This window comes from Candidatus Accumulibacter vicinus, assembly GCF_000584955.1.
GTDB classification, from domain to species: domain Bacteria; phylum Pseudomonadota; class Gammaproteobacteria; order Burkholderiales; family Rhodocyclaceae; genus Accumulibacter; species Accumulibacter vicinus.
Window position 1 is genome coordinate 1 of record NZ_JDSS02000035.1, and the last position, 6,409, is coordinate 6,409.

Annotated in this window: 4 protein-coding genes; all 4 read left to right on the forward strand. The window is 64.2% G+C overall.

The window, feature by feature from the left end; all coding sequences use genetic code 11:
- Positions 1-344 precede the first annotated feature (344 nt).
- The 4 genes from CAPSK01_RS15565 (at position 345) to CAPSK01_RS15580 (ending at position 6,158) form a co-directional block, all read left to right on the forward strand.
- Entirely contained in the window at positions 345-797 is a 453-nt protein-coding gene (locus CAPSK01_RS15565; protein WP_034928723.1) for a CopD family protein, read from the forward strand.
- Positions 798-1,299: 502 nt separating this feature from the next.
- Entirely contained in the window at positions 1,300-3,258 is a 1,959-nt protein-coding gene (locus CAPSK01_RS15570) for an acyltransferase family protein (protein ID WP_273703808.1), read from the forward strand.
- A gap of 314 nt (positions 3,259-3,572) precedes the next feature.
- A complete protein-coding gene (locus tag CAPSK01_RS15575; protein ID WP_273703809.1) occupies positions 3,573-4,952 on the forward strand; it encodes a tetratricopeptide repeat protein in 1,380 nt (459 codons plus the stop codon).
- A gap of 450 nt (positions 4,953-5,402) precedes the next feature.
- Positions 5,403-6,158: a fused MFS/spermidine synthase gene (locus CAPSK01_RS15580; RefSeq protein ID WP_034928728.1), complete on the forward strand. Its 756-nt coding sequence runs from the start codon at positions 5,403-5,405 to the stop codon at positions 6,156-6,158.
- The last annotated feature ends 251 nt before the right edge of the window (positions 6,159-6,409 follow it).

Genomic DNA, 6,409 nt, shown 5'->3' on the forward strand with positions numbered 1-6,409 from the left:
CTGGCCGGCCTGCCCGACCCGCCCGCCGGGCTGCCGCCTTTCGTCGCCGCGCTGCAACGCGTCGTCGCCGGCGAGCGCAGCGCGTCGCTCGCCGATACGCCCGGACTCGACTACGACGACGCGGCCGAAATCCTGCTGCTGCTCGACTGCCTGACCGCCGCCGGGCGCTGAGCCCGTGCCGGGGCCAGCGCCCGCCCCGACCGTCGACCGACCGGTCTTTCTCGTTCGCTCGGCCGACCCCGATCCATGTTAGGCTCACCAGCTCTTCCTCTCTCTCGCCGGCGCGCAACGCGGCTTCCGTCAGGAGAGCGGCCGCCTGCAGGTTCTGATAGAGACTCGACGACATGTTCCGATCCGTCCTGATCCTTGTGCATCTCTCCGGCGTCATCGCCTGGGTGGGCGGAATGTTTTTCGCCTACTTCTGCCTTCGTCCCGCCGCCGCCCAGCTTCTCGACCTGCCACAACGTTTGCCCCTCTGGGTCGCCACGCTGAAGCGCTTTTTCCGGGTCGTCGCCTATGCGGTGACCCTGGTCCTGGTCAGCGGCTTGACGATGCTCGCCCAGACAGGCTTCCAGTCGGCACCGCTCGGCTGGCACCTCATGGCCGGTCTGGGTCTGACGATGGCCGGTGTTTTCGCCTTCGCCTACGGCATCGTTTATCCCAGATTGCGATCGCATTGCGACGCGGCCGCCTGGCCAATGGCGGCGGCAAGCCTGAATTCGATACGCCAGCTGGTGGGCGTCAATCTGCTGCTCGCGCTGTGTACGGTGGCCATCGCCGTCTTTTCTCGATCCTAGGCGCACGGTGCGCCACCACCGGCGCCGGGAATTCCTGGCGCGCGCGCCTCGGCAGGCGCCAGGAATCGGCCTTGCCGCCTGCCGATATGGATTGGATCTCGAGAAGACGCGGGCTTCGTCGCCGCCCATGTGGGGGGGCATTGAGCCGGGCGACGGCGACGGCCGCCGCGCAGAGTCGTCCCGCCCTGACGGCTCGACCACCGACCCGGAGCGACCCGCGTCTGCGCCGCACGCCGGGCTACCCCGCGCAAAGACCGAGTGCGGTTTGGCTTTTCCTGTTCTTCGCGATAGACTCCACGCCCAGCAGCCTGGGCATGAGCAGACCGTTTGACAACCTGATTCTCATCGCTTTGCGGGCGTTGCGCCCGCTACGGGCGTACGCGGGCACGCCGAATGCAGTCGCGGCGCCCGGATGGCGCCTCTGGAATATTTGACCCTGCAACACTGCCGTGACCCCGAGGGAGTCCGGCTGAACGGCACTGCACGAAGCTCACGAAGAAGAATGTCCAAGACCAGACCGGCGCTCGAGGTATCCACGCTACCGCACCTGACGCATCCAAAGTATCGCCCGGATATCGATGGCTTGCGTGCGCTGGGCGTCCTGCTGGTGGTCATCTTTCATGCCTTTCCACGAACCCTGCCGGGTGGCTTCGTGGGTGTCGACATCTTTTTCGTCGTTTCCGGCTACCTGATCAGCAGCATCATTTTCGGGAATCTCGAAGCAGGAACCTTCAGTTTCTTCGAGTTTTATTCCCGGCGAATCCGGAGAATCTTTCCGGCCTTGGCGATCGTGCTGGCCACCGCGTGGGGACTGGGATGGCTCCTGCTCGTCCTCGACGAGCAGAAGCAGCTGGGCATGCATATTGCGGCAGGGAGCGGTTTTGTTTCCAACCTTCTGCTATGGAGCGAATCGGGCTATTTTGACAACGACGCTTCGACCAAACCGCTCCTGCACCTGTGGTCACTCGGGATTGAAGAACAGTTTTACATCTTCTGGCCACTATTGCTCGGCCTGCTGTGGAAACGCAACTACAGCAACTACAATTTCCTCGGCATCACCCTCCTGATTGCCATCGCATCGTTCGCCGTCAATATCCTCACCGTCCATGCCGACCCGGTAGCCGCCTTCTACTCCCCATGGTCCCGTTTCTGGGAACTCATGGTCGGCGGTATCCTTGCCTACCTCGTGCTGCATCGCCCGCAGGTGCTGACCACACACCCTGATCGGCAGTCCGCTGTCGGCCTGACGTTGATCGTCGTCAGTGTTGCGCTGCTGAACAAGAACGCCGCATTTCCAGGGTGGTGGGCATTGCTTCCCACAATGGGCACTTTTCTGATCATCGCGGCCGGACCGAATGCGTGGCTGAACAGGAACTTCCTGAGTAGTCGCGGAATGGTGGGGATCGGACTGATCAGTTATCCGCTGTATCTCTGGCATTGGCTGCTGCTTTCGATGGCCTGGATCGTGCGGGGGAAAACACCGCCGACCAGCACGCGCGCGCTGATGGTCGCGGCCAGTTTCCTGCTCGCTTATCTGACGTATGCGCTGGTGGAAAAGCGAATGCGGCGTGGCGGCACGAGGACGGTGATCGCGTTGGCCGCGACCATGGCAGGCCTGTTCGTGATCGGCCTGGTCACGCAGGCTGAAATACTGCGGCCAAGAAACGACCACGAATCGATTGGAGCGATTCTCGAAGCGCTGCACGACTGGGAATATCCCTCCGGATTTCAGAAAACCAGTTTCGGCGGCGTGACGGTGAGATCGAAAACGGGCAGCGCGAAGCCGGTACTGTTCATTGGCGATTCACATATCGAGCAATATGGCCCCAGAATCGCCAGCTTGCTGGACGGCGACCCGGAGCAATATCGCTCCGCGCTCTTCCTGACGAGTGCAGGATGTGCGCCCGTTCCTGACAGCGGCCAGACCAACGAATACCATGTGGAAACGTGCAACAGTTACCGGCGGCACGTAACGACACTGGTCCATGATTCGAAGATCAGTACGGTCGTGATCGGCGCCGCCTGGAACCTCTATTTCCTTAAATCGAGTCCTCGGTACTCGAAAAACATGGACATCGACTTTGAACTGGCCAATCTCGAGCGATTCATTCGTTCGCTGGCTGTCGAGAAAGAGGTGTATCTCATTCTCGACAACCCGAACGGCCCACCATTCGAACCGCGCAATTTCTTTGCCGGCACCCGATTCAGCGGGCTGACCGTGAAGCCGCGCCAGGAATCGATTCCGCTTGCCGACGACCAGGGCGAACTTGGCAAACGCCTCACAGAAATCGCCCGCAAGGCAGGCGCCAAGGTGATCGATCCGGTTGCGCACCTCTGCCCGGAAAGGCGCTGCCCGGCCATGACCGCAGCGGGCAAGCCGGTCTATAAGGATGACAATCACTACCGGCCATTTTACGTCCGCCGGCATGCCGACTTCATCGACATCGTGCTGGCGAAGTGAGTGGGTGGCCTGATTTCAGCGCTCCAGCGGGTACCCGCTAGTGGAATTTTCGACCAGGAGAATCAAGGATGACAAAGCGGATCACCCTCGCAGCACCTTTGCTTGCGCTGTTGCTGGCGGCCACGACCGCGGTCCGGGCCCACTCGCCTGATGAGTCGGATCACTCCCACGGCAAAACGGGCAAGCCGCCCGAGCAACTCGGCCGGGTTTCGTTCGACAATTCGTGTGCTCCGGCGGTACAGGCACGCTTCGAACGCGCCATGGCACTGTTGCACTCGTTTTGGTGGCGGGAAGGCGAACAGGCGTTTCGCGAGGTGCTCGAGCGCGACCCGAATTGCGCCATCGCCACCTGGGGAATCGCGACCATCCTCATCGGCAACCCCTTCGCCGGTGGCCCGAATCCTGCGCAGGTCCAGCAGGCAAAGGAGGCGATCGAGCGCGGGCGCGCCATCGGCGCGAAGACCGAGCGCGAACGCATGTTCGTCGAGGCCGTGGCACAGTATTTTGGCGGCGCCACCGAGCGAACGCACGGCGCACGCATCCGTTCGCTTTCGGATGCCTTCGAGAACGTGGCGAAGCGCTTTTCCGACGACGACGAGGCACAGATTTTCTCGGCGCTCTATTTGACGGTGACGCAGGATCTGACCGAGAAGACATTTGCATCGGCGCTGAAAGCCGCCGCCGTCCTCGAAGCCCAGTCCCGGAAATACCCGGACCACCCCGGCGCGGCCCATTACCTCATCCACAGCTACGACTATCCGCCGATCGCGGACAAGGGGCTGCAGGCGGCGCGGCGCTACACCGACATCGCACCGTCGGCGCCGCACGCGTTGCACATGCCTTCCCACATCTTCACGCGCGTCGGTGCGTGGCAGGACTCGGTGGCGTCCAATCTGCGCTCCGCCAACGTCGCCAAGGCCGCAGGGGACTTTGACGACCAATTGCATGCCATGGATTATCTGGAGTACGCCTACCTGCAACTCGCCCAGGATACCGCTGCGCGACGGGTCGTCGCGGAAGCGCCCGATGTGGACAAGAGCGCCAACCCGGCTCTTGGGGAAGCGTACGCGCGCGCCGCCATCCCCGCCCGTTACGCCATGGAGCGCGGTGCGTGGAAAGAGGCTGCGCAGCTACAGCCGCAGCCGACGCGCTTCGCCTTCATCAAGGCCGGCACGCATTATGCGCGGGCGCTGGGCGCCGCACGCAGCGGAGACGCGGCCGCGGCAGAACGTGACGTTCAGGAGCTTGCGCATATCGTCGATACGCTGAAGGCTGCCAGGAATGCCTACTGGGCGACCGAAGTGGAAGTTCAGCGCCTCGGCGCTTCGGCGTGGATTGCGTTCGCGCGTGGCAACCGCGAAGCCGCCATTGATCTGATGCGCGCCGCCGCTGACCTCGAAGACACGAGCGAGAAGCATGGGGTCAGCCCGGGCCGCCTGGTGCCGGCGCGCGAGTTGCTCGGCGACATGCTGCTCGAAAGCGGCAAGCCGGCAGAGGCGCTTGCGCAGTTCGAGCGTTCCCAGGTACGTGACCCGAATCGCTTCAGAAGCCTTTACGGCGCGGGGCAGGCTGCGGCGCAGTCCGGCAACCGCGACGCAGCGCACCATTATTTCAAGAGGCTGCTTGACATGGCGGGCTCCGGCGAGCGCCGCCCCGAGCTGGAGAACGCGCGCCAATCCCTTGCGAGCAAATGACGTCGCCGGGGCACAGGCGCGCCCAACCCGGCGCGCTCAGGGACGCTGCGCGATAAAGCCGCGCAGCGTCCCTGAGCTTTAAATTGACCCTTTGCACCGTAGCGGGACGTATCATAGCGCCTGCGCTGCGCGCGCACCGGGTCGTGGTCCGATGTTGGTGTCGGGCGAACGGAGGGCCGGCTGGCGCACCGTCATCCACCCGGAACATTCCTTTGGCTACCCCAAGAATCGACGACCAGAAGCCATGTCGGCAAACAGCAGGCGCACCGCGAAAGGCCGGGAAGCGGTTCCGGCGTGCCGCGACTACCGCCACCCCGCCAGCCTCCGCCGGCGGCATGATCGGACATCCGCTTGCGCTCCTTCAAGGCTAGCGTTGCCGAGCGAATCAGCCGGATACGGCAGCGTTTCGCCGCCGCCGTCCGCTTGCCAGGATGGTTGCGGCAAAGTCTGATGCCACGCCAGTCGATCGAGATCAGCGAGAAGTCCGGTGTGCGCTACCTCCACTTCTCGGCCGCGTGGGTGCAGGGTGCGATGCGCATCCAGCGGCCGTACGCACTCGAACTGCCCTACACGCGGGAGATGATGGCGGGCCTGTTGCTGCGCGACCCACCCTGGCCGCGCCAAGCGCTGCTGATCGGCCTGGGCGCCGGCTCACTCGCCAAGTTCGTTTATCACCACTTGCCGGCAACCAAGATCACGGCAATCGAGATCGACCCGCAAGTCGTCCTGGTCGCCCGACTGCACTTCCGGCTGCCCGACGACCCATGCCGGCTGCGCATCGTCGTCGCCGACGGCGCCGAATACATGCTGCGCGGCGGCGCGTCCTACGACTACATCCTGGTTGACGGTTTCGACCGCCATGCCCGTGCCGGCGTCCTCGACACACTGCCGTTCTATCAGGCCTGCCGCGCGCGTCTGAACAGCGGCGGGCTCGTGGCGATCAATCTGCTGGGCCGCGAGCGCGGCTTTGCGGCCAGTGTCGATCGCATCACGCAGGCGTTCGACGGCCGCTCGCTGGCCTTCCCATCCTGCGACAGCGGCAACACCATCGTCTTCGCCACGGCCGGTGACCCGGTCGACCTCAGCTTCGCCGATCTCGCGGAGCGTGCCAGGCAATGCAGACAGGAAACCGGTCTCAATCTCCTGCCTACCGTCGCCCGTCTGCAGAAGGCCCACGGCCTGCCAGGGGACAGGCTGGTCCTCTAAAAGCGCCGTGCACCGAATCCCGGCCGACGAAGCACCGGGTCCGCCGACCGCATGGCTGGCTGGAAGACCTGAGAGAATCAGCCGCTCAAGTCGAGCGCTCGGCGTCGCTGCGGGCGGCGGCGAGCAGTGCCATGTCATCGGCCGTGAGGACACGCGCGATGCGGCGTGTGCTCGCGCATCGCTAGCCCCTTTCTCAGAAGCGTTCGAAGTCGTGGCCGGCCGGCACCGCGGCGGCGCAGCGAGCCGGGGCC

Excerpts from the sequence above, each read along its gene's own strand:
- CAPSK01_RS15565 (WP_034928723.1), top strand. The coding sequence starts at position 345 with ATGTTCCGATCCGTCCTGATCCTTGTGCATCTCTCCGGCGTCATCGCC.
- CAPSK01_RS15570 (WP_273703808.1), top strand. The coding sequence starts at position 1,300 with ATGTCCAAGACCAGACCGGCGCTCGAGGTATCCACGCTACCGCACCTG.
- CAPSK01_RS15580 (WP_034928728.1), top strand. The coding sequence starts at position 5,403 with ATGCCACGCCAGTCGATCGAGATCAGCGAGAAGTCCGGTGTGCGCTAC.